General features: G+C 49.4%; 15 protein-coding genes. 9 read left to right on the top strand and 6 right to left on the bottom strand.

Translation table 11 applies throughout. From position 1 onward, the window contains the following. Positions 1-1,133: 1,133 nt before the first annotated feature. From V7051_RS14390 to V7051_RS14375, 4 genes are all read right to left on the bottom strand, one after another. On the bottom strand, positions 1,134-2,120 hold the full coding sequence (locus V7051_RS14390) for a DUF4062 domain-containing protein (protein WP_333876072.1): 987 nt from the start codon (positions 2,118-2,120) through the stop codon (positions 1,134-1,136). Between the two features lie 89 nt (positions 2,121-2,209). Then, positions 2,210-2,887: a TSCPD domain-containing protein gene (locus V7051_RS14385; protein ID WP_333876147.1), complete on the bottom strand. Its 678-nt coding sequence runs from the start codon at positions 2,885-2,887 to the stop codon at positions 2,210-2,212. Positions 2,888-2,961: 74 nt separating this feature from the next. Then, positions 2,962-6,243, bottom strand: coding sequence for an LAGLIDADG family homing endonuclease (locus V7051_RS14380; RefSeq protein WP_333876070.1), 3,282 nt, complete (start codon positions 6,241-6,243; stop codon positions 2,962-2,964). A gap of 356 nt (positions 6,244-6,599) precedes the next feature. After that, positions 6,600-6,731, bottom strand: a complete 132-nt coding sequence (locus tag V7051_RS14375; protein ID WP_333876068.1) for a hypothetical protein — start codon at positions 6,729-6,731, stop codon at positions 6,600-6,602. A 140-nt stretch (positions 6,732-6,871) separates the two neighbouring features. Here V7051_RS14375 and V7051_RS14370 point away from each other — a divergent pair, with 140 nt between their 5' ends. Beyond that, positions 6,872-7,831 (top strand): acetylxylan esterase, encoded by a 960-nt coding sequence (locus tag V7051_RS14370; RefSeq protein ID WP_333876066.1) that lies wholly within the window; start codon positions 6,872-6,874, stop codon positions 7,829-7,831. Positions 7,832-7,860: 29 nt separating this feature from the next. Next, the gene (locus tag V7051_RS14365; RefSeq protein ID WP_333876064.1) at positions 7,861-8,589 is read left to right on the top strand and encodes an esterase family protein; all 729 of its coding nucleotides are present in this window, start codon (positions 7,861-7,863) and stop codon (positions 8,587-8,589) included. Between the two features lie 47 nt (positions 8,590-8,636). Here the strand turns inward: V7051_RS14365 and acs are convergent, their stop codons facing one another. Then, on the bottom strand, positions 8,637-10,574 hold the full coding sequence (acs, locus tag V7051_RS14360; RefSeq protein WP_333876062.1) for an acetate--CoA ligase: 1,938 nt from the start codon (positions 10,572-10,574) through the stop codon (positions 8,637-8,639). Positions 10,575-10,879: 305 nt separating this feature from the next. Between acs and V7051_RS14355 the strand changes: the two genes are divergently transcribed. The 5 genes from V7051_RS14355 (at position 10,880) to V7051_RS14335 (ending at position 15,771) form a co-directional block, all read left to right on the top strand. After that, positions 10,880-12,244: a M16 family metallopeptidase gene (locus tag V7051_RS14355; protein WP_333876060.1), complete on the top strand. Its 1,365-nt coding sequence runs from the start codon at positions 10,880-10,882 to the stop codon at positions 12,242-12,244. After that, a complete protein-coding gene (locus tag V7051_RS14350; protein WP_333876058.1) occupies positions 12,244-13,569 on the top strand; it encodes a M16 family metallopeptidase in 1,326 nt (441 codons plus the stop codon). Before V7051_RS14355 ends, V7051_RS14350 begins: the two co-directional genes overlap by 1 nt. After that, positions 13,559-14,113, top strand: coding sequence for a 16S rRNA (guanine(966)-N(2))-methyltransferase RsmD (gene rsmD / locus V7051_RS14345; protein WP_333876057.1), 555 nt, complete (start codon positions 13,559-13,561; stop codon positions 14,111-14,113). Before V7051_RS14350 ends, rsmD begins: the two co-directional genes overlap by 11 nt. A 351-nt stretch (positions 14,114-14,464) precedes the next feature. Beyond that, the gene (locus V7051_RS14340; protein WP_333876055.1) at positions 14,465-15,019 is read left to right on the top strand and encodes a flavodoxin; all 555 of its coding nucleotides are present in this window, start codon (positions 14,465-14,467) and stop codon (positions 15,017-15,019) included. Between the two features lie 2 nt (positions 15,020-15,021). After that, complete coding sequence (locus tag V7051_RS14335) at positions 15,022-15,771, top strand: 4Fe4S-binding leucine-rich repeat protein (RefSeq protein ID WP_333876053.1); 750 nt, start codon at positions 15,022-15,024, stop codon at positions 15,769-15,771. A 136-nt stretch (positions 15,772-15,907) separates the two neighbouring features. On the opposite strand, the gene V7051_RS14330 is transcribed toward V7051_RS14335, so the two are convergent. Continuing rightward, positions 15,908-16,624: a YebC/PmpR family DNA-binding transcriptional regulator gene (locus V7051_RS14330; protein WP_333876051.1), complete on the bottom strand. Its 717-nt coding sequence runs from the start codon at positions 16,622-16,624 to the stop codon at positions 15,908-15,910. 307 nt (positions 16,625-16,931) lie between these two features. On the opposite strand from V7051_RS14330, the gene V7051_RS14325 reads away from it, so the two are divergent. Beyond that, on the top strand, positions 16,932-17,564 hold the full coding sequence (locus V7051_RS14325; protein WP_333876049.1) for a TetR/AcrR family transcriptional regulator: 633 nt from the start codon (positions 16,932-16,934) through the stop codon (positions 17,562-17,564). A 13-nt stretch (positions 17,565-17,577) separates the two neighbouring features. Next, positions 17,578-18,696 carry a methyltransferase gene (locus V7051_RS14320; protein ID WP_333876047.1) on the top strand — a complete coding sequence of 373 codons (1,119 nt, stop codon included), beginning with the start codon at positions 17,578-17,580 and terminating at the stop codon, positions 18,694-18,696. Positions 18,697-18,997 lie beyond the last annotated feature (301 nt).

Below are 18,997 nucleotides of genomic sequence, written 5' to 3'. Positions count from 1 at the left end.
GTGGTATGAGCCCAATCCCGTCTGCCGCGCCGAGTACCGGAGCTTTCGCCGGGAACAGCCCGCAGGGGTGCGGCAGGGAGGCCGCACGTTGGCGAAGGGGCAGGAGCCCCTTTCGTCAACCCCCGGTGAAAGCGAGGAACGCAGGAAGCAAGCGGCAACCGGGCCGCCTTTCTTTTGGATACTTTTCTTTGGCGGAGCAAAGAAAAGTATCTCGCCTTCGGGGGCGAGACCCCGATTCAATTAACCGTCGCGCTAGTGACACATTGTTAAAGGTGTTGGGATATTATTCCCGTTGAAATGCTGGGCTTCATTGCATTCAGCCCAGCCTACGCGCTTCACAACCAATCGTTCAGTTGGTGCGAAGAAAGCCAGCCGGTGGTACGAACCCAATCCCGTTTGCCGCGCCGAGTACCGGAGCTTTCGCCGGGAATAGCCCGCAGGGGTGCGGCAGGGAGGCCGCACGTTGGCGAAGGGGCAGGAGCCCCTTTCGTCAACCCCCGGTGAAAGCGAGGAACGCAGGAAGCAAGCGGCAACCGGGCCGCCTTTCTTTTGGATACTTTTCTTTGGCGGAGCAAAGAAAAGTATCTCGCCTTCGGGGGCGAGACCCCGATTCAATTAACCGTCGCGCTAGTGACACATTGTTAAAGGTGTTGGGATATTATTCCCGTTGAAATGCTGGGCTTCATTGCATTCAGCCCAGCCTACGCGCTTCACAACCAATCGTTCAGTTGGTGCGAAGAAAGCCAGCCGGTGGTACGAACCCAATCCCGTTTGCCGCGCCGAGTACCGGAGCTTTCGCCGGGAATAGCCCGCAGGGGTGCGGCAGGGAGGCCGCACGTTGGCGAAGGGGCAGGAGCCCCTTTCGTCAACCCCCGGTGAAAGCGAGGAACGCAGGAAGCAAGCGGCAACCGGGCCGCCTTTCTTTTGGATACTTTTCTTTGGCGGAGCAAAGAAAAGTATCTCGCCTTCGGGGGCGAGACCCCGATTCAATCAATCGTCGCGCTAGCGACACAATGCCAATGACAGTCTTTCGAAGTTGTGGCGGATTGCCTCGCGGCGAATCCACCCTACAAATCATCCGCCTTACAGCGTTTTTGTTTGCGCCGCAGGGTGGAGAAGATGAAATCAATGTTTTAGCTATGGGCTTCGACGAATTCTAGGGCGCAAACTAGAGTTAGATTAATTTCATGATCGATGATAACGCGACGGCGATCAATGACATTCGCAGCATACAAACTATTCATCATTCCTGGTACAAAATCGAATCCGTAAACTGGCTGCTTTGTCTCATACTCGCCTTGCACAGTTTTAACAGTAAGAATTACTTCTTTATCTGTCGGAATTTCCATGAATCGGAGAGCCTGCTCGCCTTCTGCGAATATGTTCGTGAGTTTTCCAGAAATTGCCGAACTAATTGATGAATCCGTAGGCTGGAATGATCTTTTAATTGTACTGCCATGAGAGTATGAAAGTGCTTCGCATTCGTTTTGTTCAGCACGACGATATTTGCCAAGTTTTCCAATTACGGAAATGGTTCTGCCATGAAACAGTTTTGGGAGAGCAATAAATTGAGAAAGTACGGTGAGAGAGGATTCAAGCTCTTGTTGTGATTCCTCTTTACCAAGTTTGAATCCTTTTTTGGGTAAATCACGCTTGAGATCTGCATAGACTTTTGCGGCAAGATCCTGGGGTGTTGTAAAAAAATCCACAGTAAGATCGGCACTGACCCGCTCCTTAAATTGTTCAAGCCGGATTGCGTCATCGCCTTTGGATACATATTTAGGGGGAAAAGGGTGTGTCTCATCCATTAAATATGCGAAACGTGGCAACTTCAAAGTAGTAGCCTTATCAAATTCGCACTCGACAAAAGACTTGCCAGAGGATGAATCAATAGTGCCGTATCTCGGTCCAAGAAACATAATAAAAACATCTGATTTAGAAACTTCCTCGAGACACGTTTCTAAAGGCTTCTGATCTCTTGCGCCGAAGAATTCCTGAGCATTAATAACTCCAGCACGACTTTGAATATCTTTTATTAATGCACTTCGGTAATCCTTCATATCGATATAAGTTGAGCATATGAAGAAGTTTATGTCTGAAAGATGCTTTTCTGTGCTCATTTGTGTCCCGGTGCTTCAATGTTGCTGAGTCTAATGTGGCTAACCCGTGCTGAGCGTTAGTGGCCCAGCCGGAATGTTAGTTTGCTATTTTACCCACACTTACTCTCCCCACAATTCAAACAAGTCATACACCCATCCATCAACACCATAGCCTTAGTGCTGCACTTGCTACACAGCACGGCCTTCTCAGGAAACGCCTGCCCCTCCGATTCGCCATGCGTAGCTTCAAACTCCTTGCGCTTTTCATCAAGAAACTGCTTTTGATGATCGGTCATCTTTTCCGGCTTGATCATGCCGATGTGCTTCAAATGCGATTCGATCGCGTAGCCGATTTCGGCGACCAGCGACGGCATGAACACGCCGCCTTTTTTGAAGTAGCCGCCGTGCGGGTCGAATACCGCTTTCATCTCTTCGACCAAAAAGCAGGCGTCGCCGCCTTTGCGGAAGACCGCCGAGATCAACCGGGTCAGCGCCAACACCCACTGGAAATGCTCCATGTTTTTGGAGTTGATGAAGATTTCGTAAGGCCTGCGCTCTTCATGGACGGTACCCTGGTTCAGAATCATGTCGTTGATGGTGATGTACAGAGCATGTTCCGACTGCGGGGTTTTGATTTTGTAGGTGGAGCCGAGCAGCACTTCCGGGCGCGTCAGGTTTTCGTTCATGCTTTGCAGCAATGGCTGTTCCTGTTCCTGCTTAACCGGTTCGACATCGTCTTTGGTCAGGACTTTATAGCTGACGATTTTTTTTGTAATTTTATGGGTCATGTCTGTAGCCTCAATCATTGTTGCCGAGCCTTGTTTTAAAGGCAGTGCTTTTTTATCGATATTTTCGCTTGCCATCAAAACTTTCCGTAATAGCCTTCTTTCAAGGCATCGAACAGGTTAGCGGCGCTGTGGATTTCGCCGTCGTATTCCACGTCTTCATTACCTTTAAATTCCACGACATGGCCGTCTTCGAGCGTGAATTGGTAAGTGGTGTTTTCCAGGTCGGATTCCTTAACCAATACGCCCTGGAAGACTTCAGGATTGAAACGAAACGTGGTGCAGCCTTTCAGGCCTTTGTCGTAGGCGTACTCGTAAATGGACTTGAAGTCTTCATAAGGATAATCGGTCGGCACGTTGGCGGTTTTCGAGATCGACGAATCAATCCATTTTTGCGCGGCCGCCTGAATATCGACATGTTGTGTCGGGGTCACGTCATCCGCCGCGATGAAATAATCGGGCAATTGTTGCTCAGGCTTGTCGCTGTAAGGCATCGCGTCGGCATTGATCATTTCGCGGTAAGCCAACAATTCAAAAGAAAACACGTCGATTTTTTCTTTGGATTTTTTACCGGCTCGGATCACGTTGCGCGAGTAATGATGCGCAAAGCTCGGCTCGATGCCGTTGCTGGCGTTGTTGGCCAGCGACAGCGAAATCGTGCCGGTCGGCGCAATAGAGCTGTGGTGGGTAAAGCGCGCGCCGTTTTCGATCAGCTCGGCGACCAGCTCGGGTTCTTCCTGGGCCAGTTGCTGCATATAGCGGCTGTATTTGGTGTGCAGCAGTTTTCCGGGTATCCGGTCGCCGACTTGATGACCGTCGGCGATCATTTCCGGGCGCTTATGCAGCATTTCGCCGGTGACGGTAAACATTTGCTCCATGATTGGAGCCGGGCCTTTTTCTTTGGCCAGCGCAAGGCCTGCTTTCCAGCCTTCTACGGCCAGTACTTTGGTCACTTCTTCGGTGAATTGCAGCGACTGTGAATCGCCGTATTTCATGCCCATCATGGTCACGGTTGAGCCCAATCCCAGATAGCCCATGCCGTGGCGGCGTTTGGTCAGGATTTCCTCGCGTTGTTGCGGTAACGGCAGGCCGTTGATTTCAACGACGTTGTCCAGCATGCGGGTGAAAACCTTGATGGCTTTGCGGTAGTTGTCCCAGTCGAATTGCGCGTCGTTGCTGAACGGTTTTTTGACAAAGCGGGTCAGGTTGATCGAACCTAGAAGGCAAGAACCATAAGGCGGCAACGGCTGTTCGCCGCAATTGTGGGCATGTAAGCCGTTCGCATCGAAGGTGTTGATGCCGGGAACCTGTATATCGAATACATCTTCGCAGCCATCAGGCGTGATCGATTCAATTGTAGCGACAAAGCGTTCCCGGTTTAATGAACGACGGTAGTTTTTTAACGCGGTTTCAAGTTGGGCTGCTTTGCTGCTATCTGTAAAGCCTATTAATTCTTGATAAACGGCAAGATTGTCGCCGCTGATAACAAGTTCATGTTGGGGTGATATTTGATAATCGGCGACACCGCCTTTGCCGTCAGGCAATTTGCTTATGCCTGTCTGACGACGGTTGCGATAGAGGGTAGAACTGATGCCCAAACGAAGCAGCATGCGCTGTACGGCTTCCAGGCGAGGAAGATCCGATTGAGCCAGACGAATGCTGACGCCTTTGCTTTGGCTGCCTTGGACGGAGCCGTCTGCGTCAAAAAATCCCTGCAAAAAGCCGCGGTAAAAATCGCTGGATGCGGTTTCGATTTCTGCGCCGATGCGTTTATTGCCGGGAGCCATGCCGAGCTTTTCAGCCAATGTTTTCAGTTCGGCAAAACTGAGTCTGTATTCGTTTCTTCCGGCTATTTCATGCCAGCCTTTAAAGTCGCTACGGGTATTAAATTCTGTGGCGGCGATCATGACTTTATCCATAATCGCATCAACGCCTGCGTTCAAATTATTGATGTCGCTGTTCATGACTTGCGCAGTTTTCCACACCGACAGCACAGCTTTATCTTGTTTTAAAGTGCCGTCACCGATCAACAGCCCGATTAAATAGCCCTGATTCTCGCTGTATTTTCCTTGCCAGTGATGATGTTGACGATGATTATTCAGTAAAACCTGGTCACCGGCATGAAGCTGACCGGCTGCACACCATTCTGTTTCAAGGTTATAACGATCCAGTCGGGTTATTTTGCGCACCCGGTGATCGTCTGTCAGACGCAGACTAAAACCTTCTTTGGTCCTTAATCTAACAATCTCTTTGGTTGCGGTTTTGAAGAAGCCGTCAGCGCCGGATCGGTGCAATTGACCATCAACCAATACGTTTATTTGTTGGCCCAGAATGGCGCTAACCTGTCTTGGCCCTTGTTCTGTTTGAACCCAAGTGTCGCCTGTTACGCAGGGATTGGTCGCACGAATCTTCTCGCAAAACCAGTTGTTGTTCATCTCGTTGACTTTGTCGATCAGGATAAATCCCGGCTCGGCATAATCGTAAGTCGAGCTCATGATGATGTCCCACAGACGGCGGGCGGGCATGGTTTTGCTGATTTTGCAGGCAACCATGCCGTCATCGTTAAGAATGTAACCGTCTATATAGGGCAGGTCGCGCCAAATGATGAGTTTGTTATCAGTCAAATCCAGGTTATCAAGTTTGACTTCTTTTTCGGTGACCGGAAATGACAGCGACCAAGGCAGGTCGTTTTTTACCGCTTCGACAAACTCGGCGGTGATCAGCAGCGACAGGTTAAATTGGCGTAGCCGTCCGTCTTCGCGTTTGGCCCGGATAAATTCGACGACATCGGGATGGCCGACATCGAAAGTCGCCATTTGCGCGCCGCGTCTGCCGCCTGCGGACGACACGGTAAAACACATTTTGTCATAGATATCCATGAACGATAACGGGCCGGAAGTATACGCGCCCGCACCGGAGACATAGGCGTTTTTAGGGCGCAAGGTCGAGAATTCATAACCGATGCCGCAACCGGCTTTTAGCGTCAGTCCTGCTTCGTGCACTTTGTGCAGAATGTCATCCATGGAATCGGCGATGGTGCCGGATACCGTACAGTTAATCGTCGATGTGGACGGCTTGTGTTCCAGTGCGCCGGCATTGGAAATAATACGCCCGGCCGGAATGACGCCCTGACGCAAGGCCCACAAGAAATCTTTGTAGCACTGTTCCTGTTTGGTTTTGCCTTTTTCTACCGCGGAAATCGCTTTGGCGACCCGCTGGTAAGTTTCATCGATGGTGTCGTCAATAGCCTCGCCATCTTTGGTTTTTAGACGATATTTGGTGTCCCAAATATCCATTGATGCATCCTGGAAAGGGATTTCGGTTACGGTATTTGGAATGACATGTAACTTTGCCGGCATAGCGATGTCCTTATTGATAGTGGAAGTTTGGCAATCCGCCGACTGAGGGCGGGTTGTCGATATATAGTGATGTTGGATTTAGAATAACACAATATATAGTGGTTTAGCGAGAAAATAAAAATAATGGGATGAGGCTTGCAATGACGTTATTCAATCAGGAAATTACCGCTTTGATGATGTCGCATGGCGTAATATTTGCGTTGTTTCTTCAGAAATTGCTGATGCGCGTCTTGTTCTATATAACGTTTTGCATCGGCTTAACGCCGCCGCCATTGAGTGCAACATTAGTGACATCAAAAGTACCAGGACAGCCAAATACCCGCATAAATAATTCCGAACTGTTTCAGCTTATTCAGTTAACAGTATGCATCCGAAGAGGGTGTAGCCAATTCGTTAGTAATGTTGTCGGAATAAACCGGCGCGGATAAATCCGGCAGGAAGAATGAATTTTTTTGCCGCACCACTCGGCTATATTCTTTAAAGATCATATTTATAAGCTGTCCTTTGTAAGAGTGCGGAGCTTTATTCAACTATTTTAACGTTATCGATAGCATTGATTTCTTTTTGAGCAAATTCTCATGTTATAAAGAGCGGCGTTTTTGATCAGGGACATTAATGTCGATGTTTTATGGATACTATTAAATATAATTTTGACCCAACTTATGGGTACTCGCTTAACCAATTGTTAGCCGTAAAAACACCTAAGGAGCCCAAAGATTTTGATGACTTCTGGCAAAAGCGCTATCAACAGGCATTAACTGTTGTCCCTAAGCCGCAATTAAAAATTATCAATGAAGACAAGCAGGGCTGGCGTGTATTTGAGATAAGTTATGCCTCTACCGATAATTTTCCAACTCGAGGCTGGTTATTGTTGCCGACTTCAGGCGTGGTTAAGCGCGGTTTTATCGTCGGGCACGGCTATGGCGGAGGTTATGAGCCCGATTATCATTTGCCGTTTAAAGATGCGGCGTTGCTGTTTCCCTGCTTTCGCGGTTTAGCGCTCAGTGCGCAGCCGTCGATTTCTTCCGAGCCTTATTGGCATGTACGTCATAATATTGACCAAAAGGACCGGTATATTCTGGGGAGCTGTGTTGAAGATGTCTGGGTGGCGGTCAGCGCTCTGTTGTCTTTGTTTCCGAATATAGCCGGGCATTTAGGCTATCTGGGCATCAGTTTCGGCGGCGGTATAGGCGCGATGGCGCTGGCCTGGGAATCGCGTATCAGCAAAGGCCACTTCAATGTGCCGTCGTTCGGTCATCATCCGCTGCGTTTAAGGCTTCCAAGCAATGGCAGTGCAGATAGTGTGCAGCAATTTTATCGAACCCATAAAAAAATGACGCTTAAGGTTTTACGTTATTACGATGCGGCCTTGGCGGCGAAGCGAATCACCATGCCCATTCATTGTGCCTGCGCAAAGTTCGATCCTTGTGTCGCTCCGCCCGGACAGTTCGCAATATACAACGCGCTGCCTGGGCAAAAACAATTGTTCGTCCTTGATGCCGGGCATCACCCCTATGCCAATCAGGCACAGCAAGAGTACGAACTCATTCATGAGCTCGATGCTTTTTTTTCATCGCTTAGCGAATAATTTTACTGACATAAACACAGGAGACATTAATGAATCGCGAATATCACAAGTGGTGGAGCGAGCACTTGCAACGTGATATGGAGTTACTGGTGTTCGGTCATGCCGGGGCAAAAGTACTGGTTTTCCCTTCACGCTTGGGACGGTTTTACGAGTACGAAAATTTAGGCATTGTAAAGTATTTAAAGGACAAGATAGAGCAAGGCCATCTACAGCTTTATTGCGTCGATAGTGTTGATGCCGAAAGTTTTTACTGCGGATGGGCGCATCCTTCAGGACGCATTAAGCGCCATGTAGACTTTGAAGAATATATCCTGAACGAAGTGCTGCCTTTTATGCACAGCAAGAATCCGCATGAGTGTGTGATTTCGCATGGTTTAAGTCTTGGCGCATTTCATGCGGCCAATCTTGCATTCCGTTATCCCCATCTTTTTAAAAAGCTGGTTGCATTTTCGGGGCGTTATGATCTGACCTTGGCTGTCGAGTGTTTTAACGATCTGTTCGACGGCTTTTACAATGAAGATATTTATTTTCATACTCCCAGCCATTTTTTGCCTAACCTGGAATGTTCGTTGCGCTTAAGTCAACTAAGAGAAATGGACATTATTCTGGTCATCGGCAAAGAAGATCCCTTTTTGCAAAATAATGAACAGTTAAGTTCAATATTATTGCAAAAAGGTATTAATCATCAGTTGTTGATCTGGAACGATAGAGCGCATACCGGTTATTACTGGCGACGGATGGCGGCGCTTTATATCTGAGTCTTATTATTCTGCAAGAGACTTAAAGAACGCAGGTTGTTAGACGGCTATTTATTGGCCCGATGCTCGATAATGTCGTCAACCACGGCCGGATCGGCAAGTGTCGAGGTATCGCCCAGGCTGCTGATCTCATTGGATGCCACTTTACGCAAAATACGGCGCATGATTTTACCGGATCGGGTTTTAGGTAGGCCCGGCGCCCACTGGATAATATCCGGGTGCGCAATCGGGCCGATTTCTTTCCTGACCAGTTCGATCAGTTCATGCCGCAGTTGTTCGGAAGGTTCAATGCCGACATTCAAGGTCACGTAGGCGTAGATGCCTTGGCCCTTAATATCATGCGGATAGCCGACCACTGCCGCTTCGGCGACATGCTCGTGCAATACCAGCGCGCTTTCGATTTCTGCGGTGCCCATGCGGTGGCCGGAGACATTGATCACATCGTCAACCCGTCCGGTAATCCAGAAATAGCCGTCTTCATCGCGGCGTGCGCCGTCGCCGGTAAAATAATAGCCGGGATAGTTTTTAAAATAGGTGTCGATAAAACGCTGATGGTCGCCGTACACCGTGCGCATTTGTCCGGGCCAGGATCGGCTGATGACTAAAATGCCCTCGGCTGCGCCCTCCCTGATCCGGCCTTCGTTGTCCATGATTTCAGGCTTGATGCCGAAAAATGGCAGAGTGGCTGAACCCGGTTTTAACGCGATTGCGCCGGGCAACGGAGTGATCAGGATGCCGCCGGTTTCGGTTTGCCACCAGGTATCGACGACAGGGCAGCGGCCGTCGCCGACCACATGGTAATACCATTCCCAAGCTTCCGGGTTGATCGGTTCGCCGACGCTGCCGAGAATCCTCAAGCTGCTGCGCGAACTGCGGGCAACAAATTCATCGCCTTGCGCCATCAGCGCGCGGATCGCGGTCGGCGCGGTGTAGAAGATATTAACCTGGTGCTTGTCGATGACCTGCCAAAAGCGGCCGGCATCGGGATAAGTCGGCACGCCTTCAAACATCAAGGTGGTGGCGCCATTGCATAACGGGCCGTAGATCATGTAGGAGTGGCCTGTTATCCAGCCTATGTCGGCGGTGCACCAGTAAATGTCGCCGTCGTGGTAGTCGAAGATATATTTGTGGGTCATCGCTGTGTACAGTAAATAACCGCCGGTCGTGTGCAAAACGCCTTTGGGCTTGCCGGTGGAGCCTGAGGTGTATAGGATAAATAACGGATCTTCGGCATCCATTTCCTCGGCAGGGCAATCGACCGAAGCGCTTGCCATGGCTTCGTGATACCACACATCGCGCTGGTCATGCCAGTCGACAGGACTGCCGGTATTTTTTATCACGATGACTTTCTCAAGGCCGGGGCAAGAAGCTGCGGCCTCGTCGACATTGGCTTTGATGGGTACGGTTTTGCCGCCGCGATGGCCTTCGTCGGCGCAGACCAAAAACCGGCAATCGGCATCCAAAATCCGGTCTTTTAGCGCTTCAGCGGAAAAACCGCCAAACACGATCGAATGCACTGCGCCGATACGGGTGCATGCCAGCATTACTGCCGCCGCCTCGCTGACCATTGGCAGGTAGATGCAAACGCGATCGCCTTTCTTTGCGCCTTGCGCTTTTAATACATTGGCGAACTTGCAGACTTGTTCGTGCAATTGCCGGTAAGTGATTTTTTTGTCCTGCGCCGGGTTATCGCCTTCCCAAATAATCGCGACTTGATCGGCGCGAGTGGCAAGGTGGCGATCCACGCAATTGACGCTGACGTTGAGTTTGCCGCCTTCAAACCAGCGGATATGGCCGGTCTTGAAATCGCAATCGGTGATTTTATCCCAAGGTTTGTTCCAGTCCAGAAACAGTTCGGCCTGCTCGGCCCAGAAAGTTTCGGGCTCGGCTATGGAGCGCTGATACAGGGCTTTATAGGTTTCAGCGCTAATGTGCGCATTGGCCGCTATGTCCGGGTTTATGTCATAAATTTTAACGTCTGACATGGGTTATCCTTGGGTTTGATTGAGAAAGTATAAGACTTGTTGAGCTGTCATAGAATGAACATCATTCCGGTATTAGAGAGGATATAATGTTGTGGTTTGAGGCATCGGTATTTAAAGTTGAAAAGATTTGTGCCGTTTCCGTAGAATCAGCGTTTTTGTATAAAGTCGGCACATATTTGATAGTGGCTTATTTTTTTAAGTATAGCTATTCAGGACTATTTTATCCCTGTTACTATCAAACTGAGCAAGCGATGCACCCCGGAGCTTTTCTGGAAAGTATTTTAACATTCATCTAAGAGGGACTTATGAACAATCGATTACTATGCGCCGCATTTTTGTGGCTACCGGTTTTTGCGAGCAATGCCGAAACTAAAGTGTCGGAGCATGTGTTGGGAAATGGTTTAAAAGTGCTGGTTAAGGAGGATCACCGGTCTCCGGTTGCGATATCCCAAGTCTGGTACAAGGTGGGTTCAAGTTATGAGCCGGGCGGTATTACCGGAATTTCCCATATGCTTGAACACATGATGTTTAAAGGCACCGACAAGCATGCCGCGGGTGAATTTTCTCGTATCATCGCCGAAAACGGCGGCGAGGAAAATGCGTTTACCGGTACCGATTACACGGCTTATTTTCAAACCATGGAGGCATCCAGGCTGGCGGTCAGTTTTGAGCTGGAGGCCGACAGAATGCGTAACCTGCATCTACTACCCGATGAGCTAAAAAAAGAGCTGCAAGTAGTGACCGAAGAGCGAAGGATGCGCACCGACGATAACCCGCAGGCAAAAATGCAGGAACATTTCAATGCGATGGCTTATACCAACAGCCCGTATAAAAATCCGGTGATCGGCTGGCCGTCGGATATTGAAAATTATAAGGTCGAAGATCTTCAGGCCTGGTATCAACGTTGGTATGCACCGAACAATGCGACGCTGGTTGTGGTCGGCGATGTGCAGCCCAAAGCGGTATTTGCGCTGGCCGAACAATATTTTGGCCCGCTTAAGCCCGGCGATCTGAAAGCGATAAAACCGCAAACCGAAGTCGAACAGCTCGGCGTTCGGAAGATGACGGTTAAATTACCGGCAAAACTGCCATACCTGGTCATGGGCTATAAAGTGCCGGTATTAAAAACTGCGGAATCTGAATGGGAAGCTTATGCGCTGGAAGTCCTGGCCGGTGTGCTGGATGGCGGCAACAGCGCCAGGTTGGAGTCGGGACTGGTGCGCGGTAAGCAAATAGCTGTTTCTGTCGGAGTGAGTTACGGCTTGTATTCAAGATTGTCGGAAGTGTTTACGCTGGAAGCGACACCTGCCGAAGGGAAAACGGTTTGGAATTTGGAAAGCGCGTTAAAGGATGAGATTGCCAAGCTGCAAATCAATTTGGTCGATAACGAGGAATTACAACGCATTAAGGCCCAGGTTTTAGCCAAGGCGGTTTACGAACGCGATTCCGGTTTTTATCAGGCCATGCAGTTAGGTACGCTGGAGACGGTCGGCCTAGGCTGGAAAAAAGTCGATGAGTATGTCGATAAGGTCAATCAGGTGACTGCCGAGCAGGTGCGTGATGTGGCGCGTAAATATTTGATTGAAGATAAATTGAGTGTCGCTTATTTGGAACCGTTGCCCATCACTGGACACATTACCGAGACTAAAATCGAAAAAGGAGTTAGATAATGCGTATTCATTTATTAAGTCTGATGTTGTTAGCTTGGCTTACGGCTTTTTGGAACCCGGCGCAGGCCGCAGTGAAAATCGAACACTGGAAAACGCCGCAGGGCAGCCGGGTTTATTATGTGCATACCGAAGGCCTGCCGATGGTGGATATACAGGTTGCATTCGATGCCGGTAGTGCGCGTGACGGGAGCCAGTTCGGTTTGTCCGCATTGACGTCCGCATTGCTCGATACCGGGGCAGGGCAGTGGAATGCTGATGAAATTGCCCAGCGCTTTGAAAGCGTCGGCGCGCAATTCGGTTCCAATGTGTCCAATGATATGGCTTCCGTTTCGTTGCGCACGTTAACGGAGAAACCGTTATTCGATAAAGCGCTGGAGACGATACAAGTCATTTTGACTAGCCCCCGTTTTAATGAAGCCGATTTTCAACGGGAAAAAAACCGGACCTTATCCGGTTTAAAGCAGCAGGAGGAATCGCCCGGCGAATTAGCCGGCATTGCTTTCTATAAAGCTTTATACGGCGATCATCCCTACGGGCATCCGACTCCGGGCTCTATCGCCACGGTATCCGGTTTGGAAAGCACGGATCTACGCAATTTTTATCAAAAATATTATGTGGCCGCCAATGCGATGGTCGTGATTGTCGGCGACTTGCCCCGTCAACAGGCTGAGCAAACCGCCGAGAAGTTGGTAGGCGGTTTGCCGACAGGTCAAAAGCCGGAACCGTTGCCGGAAGTGGTTATGCCGGTCAAAGCGGACATGCAGCGTATTGAATTTCCTTCCTCGCAAACTCATGTCCTGGTCGGAATGCCCGGCACCTACCGTAAAGATCCCGATTATTTTACGTTGTACGTCGGTAATCATATTCTGGGCGGCGGCGCATTGGTATCCAAACTTTTCGATGAAGTCAGGGAAAAACGCGGACTAGCCTATAGTGCGAGCAGTTCGTTGGGGCCGATGTTCAGGAAAGGACCGTTTGCAATCAGCTTGCAAACCCGCAATGATCAAACAGGGCAAGCGCTGGACGTTGTTAATAAAACCCTGGCCGATTTTATTGCGCAAGGGCCTACGGAAGCCGAGCTGAGCGCCGCCAAGAAAAACATTACCGGCGGTTTTGCGATGCGTTTCGATACCAATAAAAAACTGGCCAGTTATGTGTCGATGATCGGTTTTTATGAAATGCCGCTGGATTATCTGGATACGTTCCAGCAAAACGTCGAGAAGGTAACGACGGCATCGATAAAAGACGCGTTTAAACGGCGCATCGACCCGCAGTTAATGCAAACGATCACCGTAGGCGGGAGCGCTAGGAAGAGTGAAAAATAAGCTCAGGATTATCGGTGGAGACTGGCGCAGTCGGCAGTTGGGTTTTGTCGAAGCGCCGGGTTTAAGGCCTACGCCCGCAAGAGTCAGGGAAACTTTGTTTAACTGGTTGCAGTATGAAATTGTCGGCAAGCAATGTCTGGATCTATACGCGGGCAGCGGCGCTTTGGGCTTTGAAGCCGCTTCCCGTGGCGCCAAATTGGTTGTCCAGGTAGAAAGTAATATCCAGGCCTGCCGCTGTTTAAAAGACAATGCGGCGATGCTGTCTGCCGGTCAAATAAAAGTGGTGCAAAGTGATGTGTCGCGTTTTCTGGCCGGAGAGGCGCAAGCCTTTGATGTCGTGTTTCTTGATCCGCCATTTGGAATGGATCTGGCGGTTCAAACCTGCAAGCAGTTGGAGGAAAACGGCTGGCTGGCTAAACATGCCAAGATATATGTTGAAACCGAACGGCATTTCGATTTTTCAGGTATGCCCGGAAATTGGCGGCAGTTGAAAAGTAAAAGTGCGGGCGAAGTCGGCTATCATTTGTTTGAGCGGGCTGAATAATTTGATAATTGCTGTTGGCTTAAACGTAAGTCAACAGCGTTATGAATATCGAATCCTGATCAATAAAGCATTCTTTCAAACACAAACTCTCCCAGACCGACCAGCCGACTTGCGCTGTCAGGCCGATTCAAAATCTCAAATTTCAGCAACTCATTTTGAAAGAGTCGCTCGCGTCTATGTCGCAAATCTTCCAGTTTATGCTGTCATTGTCGGTATGTTTGTACCGATCTGCTGCTGTTTTTAGGCGCAAACAAGCTATCTGATTAATATTAAAAGAAAAATATATTGCCTAAAGCTGGAGCGAAATTTGCTTGTGTTGCAGTATCCCGCAATCTCGATCACAGGTGATTTATGAGCAAAATAGGCATTTTTTTCGGAACTGATACCGGCAGCACCCGCTTGGTGGCTAAAAAGATTTTTAGTTTATTGGGCGAAGAACTGGCCGACAAGCCCAAAAACATCAACCGTACCAGTCTGGCCGAATTGTTGCAGTACGACGCATTGATACTCGGCACGCCGAGTTATGGCGTCGGCGATTTGCCGGGGCTGGCGGTCGGTTGTCAGGAAAGCAATTGGCAAGAATTCGTCCCTCATCTTGATGGCGTTGACTTGGCCGGTAAACGGATAGCTCTGTTTGGGCTGGGTAATCAGGAACGTTACGCCTCGCGCTTTGCCAGCTCGTTGATCCAGCTGTATCGGGTATTTGACGGTTGCGACGCCGATATTATCGGCCCTTGGAGCACCGAGGGTTATCAGTTTGAACACTCCGATGCAATAATCGATAATCAGTTTGTCGGTTTAGTGCTGGATCAGCGTACACAGCCGTATTTAACCGAAGACCGGCTTAAAGCCTGGCTGGCGCAAATTACCCCGGAGTTGCTGCCTGTTTTATCGAAAGCGGCCTAAGAATGCAGCAAGCCGAGATTGAAGATGATCTAACCCCGCTGGCCGATTGCAGCCTCTGCAAATACCGCGGCACGCTGCTGGCGGCAGGTAGTTGCAAACCCGGCGATTGCTGCGTGATTGCGCAAAGTGGCCGGCAAATCGACCGCTTTTTCCGCGCTCATCCTGCCTACGCCGCCGATTATACGCAGGACAGCTTCTGGGAACGGCGCGCTATCGCCGCCCGTTATTTATTGCCCGATCATTTACGGCCTTTATTGACCGATCCTGACGAAGCCGTACGGCGTGTATTAGCTTATAGGGTGCCGCAGGAGTGGTTAATGGAATTGCGTGACGACAGCGATAGGGAAGTCAGGATAACAGTGGCTGACCGGTTGCCGGAGCATCAATTGGAGCTGATGGCCGGGGACACTGATTACCTGGTACGCGTCTATGTCGCCAAGCGCTTGCCGCCAGGCCGGTTGTTCCGCCTGGTGGCAGATCCTGATAATGAGGTGCGGCGCACGGTGGCGGAACGCATCCCCAGCGTCAGCCTGGGCTTGATGGCTGATGATGCGGAAGTCGGCATCCGCCGTATCGTCGCCCAGCGTATGGACGTTGACGACCTGAAGATGATCAGCAAGGACATTGACTGGACGGTGCGTTACGAGGTGGCGTTGCGGGCAGAGCCGGATTTGTTGCAACAAATGCTGGATGATGCCGAAGAAGAAGTCCGCCTAGCCGCCCGGCAACGTTGGGAGACTTTATTCGTCTAAGACGGCTGCCCCGGCAGGCCGATTTTTTGACGGTTTTAATTCGGTTGATGGATTTTTACAAAAAATAAAAAGCCTTAGAAAACATCTAAGGCTTTTTATGTCTGCGCGATTAAATCGATTTGGCTAAATCCCGTCCTCAATACTCGGCATCATGATAAACATTCTGTACATCGTCCAGATCGTTTAACAGATCTAAAAATCGTTCAAACATGGCTATATCATCGCCGCTGATAGGCGCGACGGATCGAGGAACAAATTGAATTTCATCCACCTCAAAATCAATTGCGCCTAACGAATCCGTTAAGGCTTGCTTCGTTTTAAAATAGTCGGCCTGGGGCGTAAAGACGGTGATTTTTCCGTCATCGCTTTCGATATCGGTAACATCCACATCGGCCGTCAGCAATGCTTCAAGAACAGCGTCCTCGTCATCATTTTTAAATGCCAGTATGGCGGCATGGTCAAACATGTGGCTGACTGTGCCCTGGGTACCGATTTTACATTTTGTTTTGGTAAAACACTGGCGGACATCGCCAAAAGTACGGTTAGGATTGTCGGTCAGGCAGTCGACAATCACCATGCAGCCGCCGGGACCGAAGCCTTCATAGCGTGCCGGGGTAAAATCCTCACCGCCGCCGCCTTTAGCCTTGTCGATTGCTTTCTCAATAACGTGAGTAGGAACCTGATCTTTTTTGGCGCGATCAATCAGCCCGCGTAATGCCAGGTTTCCGTCCGGGTCGATACCTCCCGCTTTAGCACACACATATATTTCACGACCATATTTACTGTAGACCTTTGCCTTGGCATCAGACGTTTTGGCCATGGACACTTTACGGTTTTGGTAGGCTCTACCCATTTTGCTGTTGCTCCATTACAAAGATAAATATTCGAATTTTACAGGTAAGTATTTGCATAGGGAATCTTTTAGTCGCCTTCGCTTTAGCGTCGGTATTGATTTGTTAATAGCTGGAATTCGGCAAACATTGGGAATTAGAGTTTATGCCGGTAAATGTCGGCTGCAAAACTACACCCGCTCTACTGCAACTACTTAATTATCTGTATTCCGGAACAGCGAATTTTTTAGGTTAATCAAACCGCCTAAGTTGATTGACGAAACTACTGGTGACGCTGGCTTGCAACTGCTAACCTGACTTTTTTTGATATTGGAGAAGGCGATGGTTAGCGCTCCCGAGGTTGCTTCCGATCCAGTGCGCGAGCGCTTGCTTAAAGCGGCTCTCGACAGTTTTTTATCCGACGAATACCACAAAGTAACGACCCGTCTGATTGCAGAAAAGGCCGAGGCCAACATCTCGATGATCCGTTACTATTTTGGCAACAAAGAGGGGTTGTACGAGGAAATGATCCGCCACACGATGGCCCCGCTACTTGATGTGTTGGACGGACAGATGCTGCAATCCGTCAATGGGTTCGAAGATTTCCTGCTGTTATATTACCAAACGATGTCTAAACAGCCTGAATTTCCGAAGCTGATCTTAAAGGTTTTGGCGCTTAACCAAGGGCCGGGACGGCGCTTTATCCAACAGTTATTGGAGCGCGGGCGTACAAATGGCGTTCGAAAAATTGACTCTCTGAAATCCTCCGGGCAGGCCAATGCTTCATTAGATCCTGATATCGTGCGGATGGCATTTGTCAGCCTGGCAATGATGCCGATGCTGCTGAAAGATATATTTGAGGAGCAGATGGGCAGAACAATGGACGCCGAATTCCTCGAACAATTGGCAGAGTTTAATGGTCGTATATTTTCAGCCGGTTTGGCGCTGACAAGAGCGGAATAACAGGAGATTTGCAATGTCGTTACAAAGAAATTCAGGCGCAGTTCACCGCTTCGCAAAGTTAATGAAATTTGCCGCTTGGCTCCAGAATATTCCCAATAAAATCATGCCGGCGCCCTTTCGGTTAATCCAGGTCGGCTCAGCGTTTTGGCAGTCGCGTGCGCTTCATGTCGCGGTGCGTCTGGACATTGCATCCGTTCTGGGCGATGAATGTCTACCCGTTGAAGTTATTGCAGCAGAAGTCTCGGCGCAACCGGACGCGATTCACCGTTTGCTACGTATGCTGGCAGCCATGGGGATATTCGCGGAAGTGTCTCCTCGGGTTTTCCGGAACAACGCTCTATCCGCCCACTTGAGTGAAGATCACCCAAACAACGTCAGAGCAATGATCTTGATGCATAACTCAATGGAAATGAGTCGGCCTTGGTACGAGCAACTGGAACAGGGCGTGCGCAGCGGAGAGGTTCCGTTCCAGATTTCTTACGGTAGCGAGCTTTATTCCTACATGGACGCTCATGCCGAATTCGATTCTCTGTTCGCTAGAGCCATGGACGGCGTGGAGGCTTTGACGGGCGATAGTTTTGCCACCGATTTCGATTGGGGACAATTTGATCGAATCATCGACGTGGGGGGCTCGAAAGGAAGTAAATCATTAGCGATATTAAAACGGTATCCGCATCTTTCGGCCTTGGTGTTTGATCGTAACCAGGTTATTCAAGCTGCGACAAGCTATTGGTCCGGGAAGGAACCGCCAGCCCTGTTTTCCCGATTGACCTACCAAGCGGGAGATTTGCTCGAATCGGTTCCCGCTGCAAAAAACGACAAGGATATCTACTTGCTGAGCGCCGTCCTGCATGGAATGAATGATCAAAATTGCATTAAGGTGCTGAACAATCTGACTGCCGCCATTGCCGGTACCGGTGCGCGGATTGCGCTGATGGAACTGGTCGTTTCGGAAGTAAAGGCCGCTTTTGCCAGTGCTGCTTCCGATATGCAGATGTTTATGGCTACCCAAGGCAGGGAAAGAACGCTTACTGAATGGCAAAACCTATTCGATCAATCCGGGTTAGTGCTTGAAGAAGTGGTAGGCCTTCAATCAATCGTGAAGATACTGGTGCTGAAGCTTAAGGATTAGAGCTTATCTTCCTCATACTCGTCATTGGAACCCGTGGTTGCGTCAGTTAAATGATTTCTTAAGATAGGAGGGTAGGCAGTGCAGGGACAGTTAACGACGGGGCTGAGATTGACGAATCAAAATAAAGTCGTTTCCTTGTTTAAATTCTCCTTACCTACCATCCCCAGCAAGAGGGTAAAATCTTGCCGCAATGGGAAGTAAGTGCAATATGACTTTATTTGCTGGTATGTCGGGATATTTCATTTCTGGTAATGGGTCAAATATGTGAATTGCACATATAATATCGAGTATGACCTGTTAT

It is taken from the genome of Methylobacter sp. (genome assembly GCF_036845245.1).
Lineage (GTDB): Bacteria > Pseudomonadota > Gammaproteobacteria > Methylococcales > Methylomonadaceae > Methylobacter_A.
Note: the sequence above shows the minus strand (reverse complement) of the source record. Positions and strands in the feature narration are given on the sequence as shown.

Bases quoted from the DNA above. Each gene is read 5' to 3' on its own strand.
- V7051_RS14375 (WP_333876068.1), bottom strand. From the start codon at position 6,731: ATGATCTTTAAAGAATATAGCCGAGTGGTGCGGCAAAAAAATTCATTC.
- V7051_RS14340 (WP_333876055.1), top strand. From the start codon at position 14,465: ATGAGCAAAATAGGCATTTTTTTCGGAACTGATACCGGCAGCACCCGC.
- V7051_RS14320 (WP_333876047.1), top strand. From the start codon at position 17,578: ATGTCGTTACAAAGAAATTCAGGCGCAGTTCACCGCTTCGCAAAGTTA.
- V7051_RS14390 (WP_333876072.1), bottom strand. From the start codon at position 2,120: ATGAGCACAGAAAAGCATCTTTCAGACATAAACTTCTTCATATGCTCA.
- V7051_RS14335 (WP_333876053.1), top strand. From the start codon at position 15,022: ATGCAGCAAGCCGAGATTGAAGATGATCTAACCCCGCTGGCCGATTGC.
- acs (WP_333876062.1), bottom strand. From the start codon at position 10,574: ATGTCAGACGTTAAAATTTATGACATAAACCCGGACATAGCGGCCAAT.
- V7051_RS14380 (WP_333876070.1), bottom strand. From the start codon at position 6,243: ATGCCGGCAAAGTTACATGTCATTCCAAATACCGTAACCGAAATCCCT.
- V7051_RS14355 (WP_333876060.1), top strand. From the start codon at position 10,880: ATGAACAATCGATTACTATGCGCCGCATTTTTGTGGCTACCGGTTTTT.
- V7051_RS14350 (WP_333876058.1), top strand. From the start codon at position 12,244: ATGCGTATTCATTTATTAAGTCTGATGTTGTTAGCTTGGCTTACGGCT.
- V7051_RS14385 (WP_333876147.1), bottom strand. From the start codon at position 2,887: ATGACCCATAAAATTACAAAAAAAATCGTCAGCTATAAAGTCCTGACC.
- V7051_RS14365 (WP_333876064.1), top strand. From the start codon at position 7,861: ATGAATCGCGAATATCACAAGTGGTGGAGCGAGCACTTGCAACGTGAT.
- V7051_RS14370 (WP_333876066.1), top strand. From the start codon at position 6,872: ATGGATACTATTAAATATAATTTTGACCCAACTTATGGGTACTCGCTT.
- V7051_RS14330 (WP_333876051.1), bottom strand. From the start codon at position 16,624: ATGGGTAGAGCCTACCAAAACCGTAAAGTGTCCATGGCCAAAACGTCT.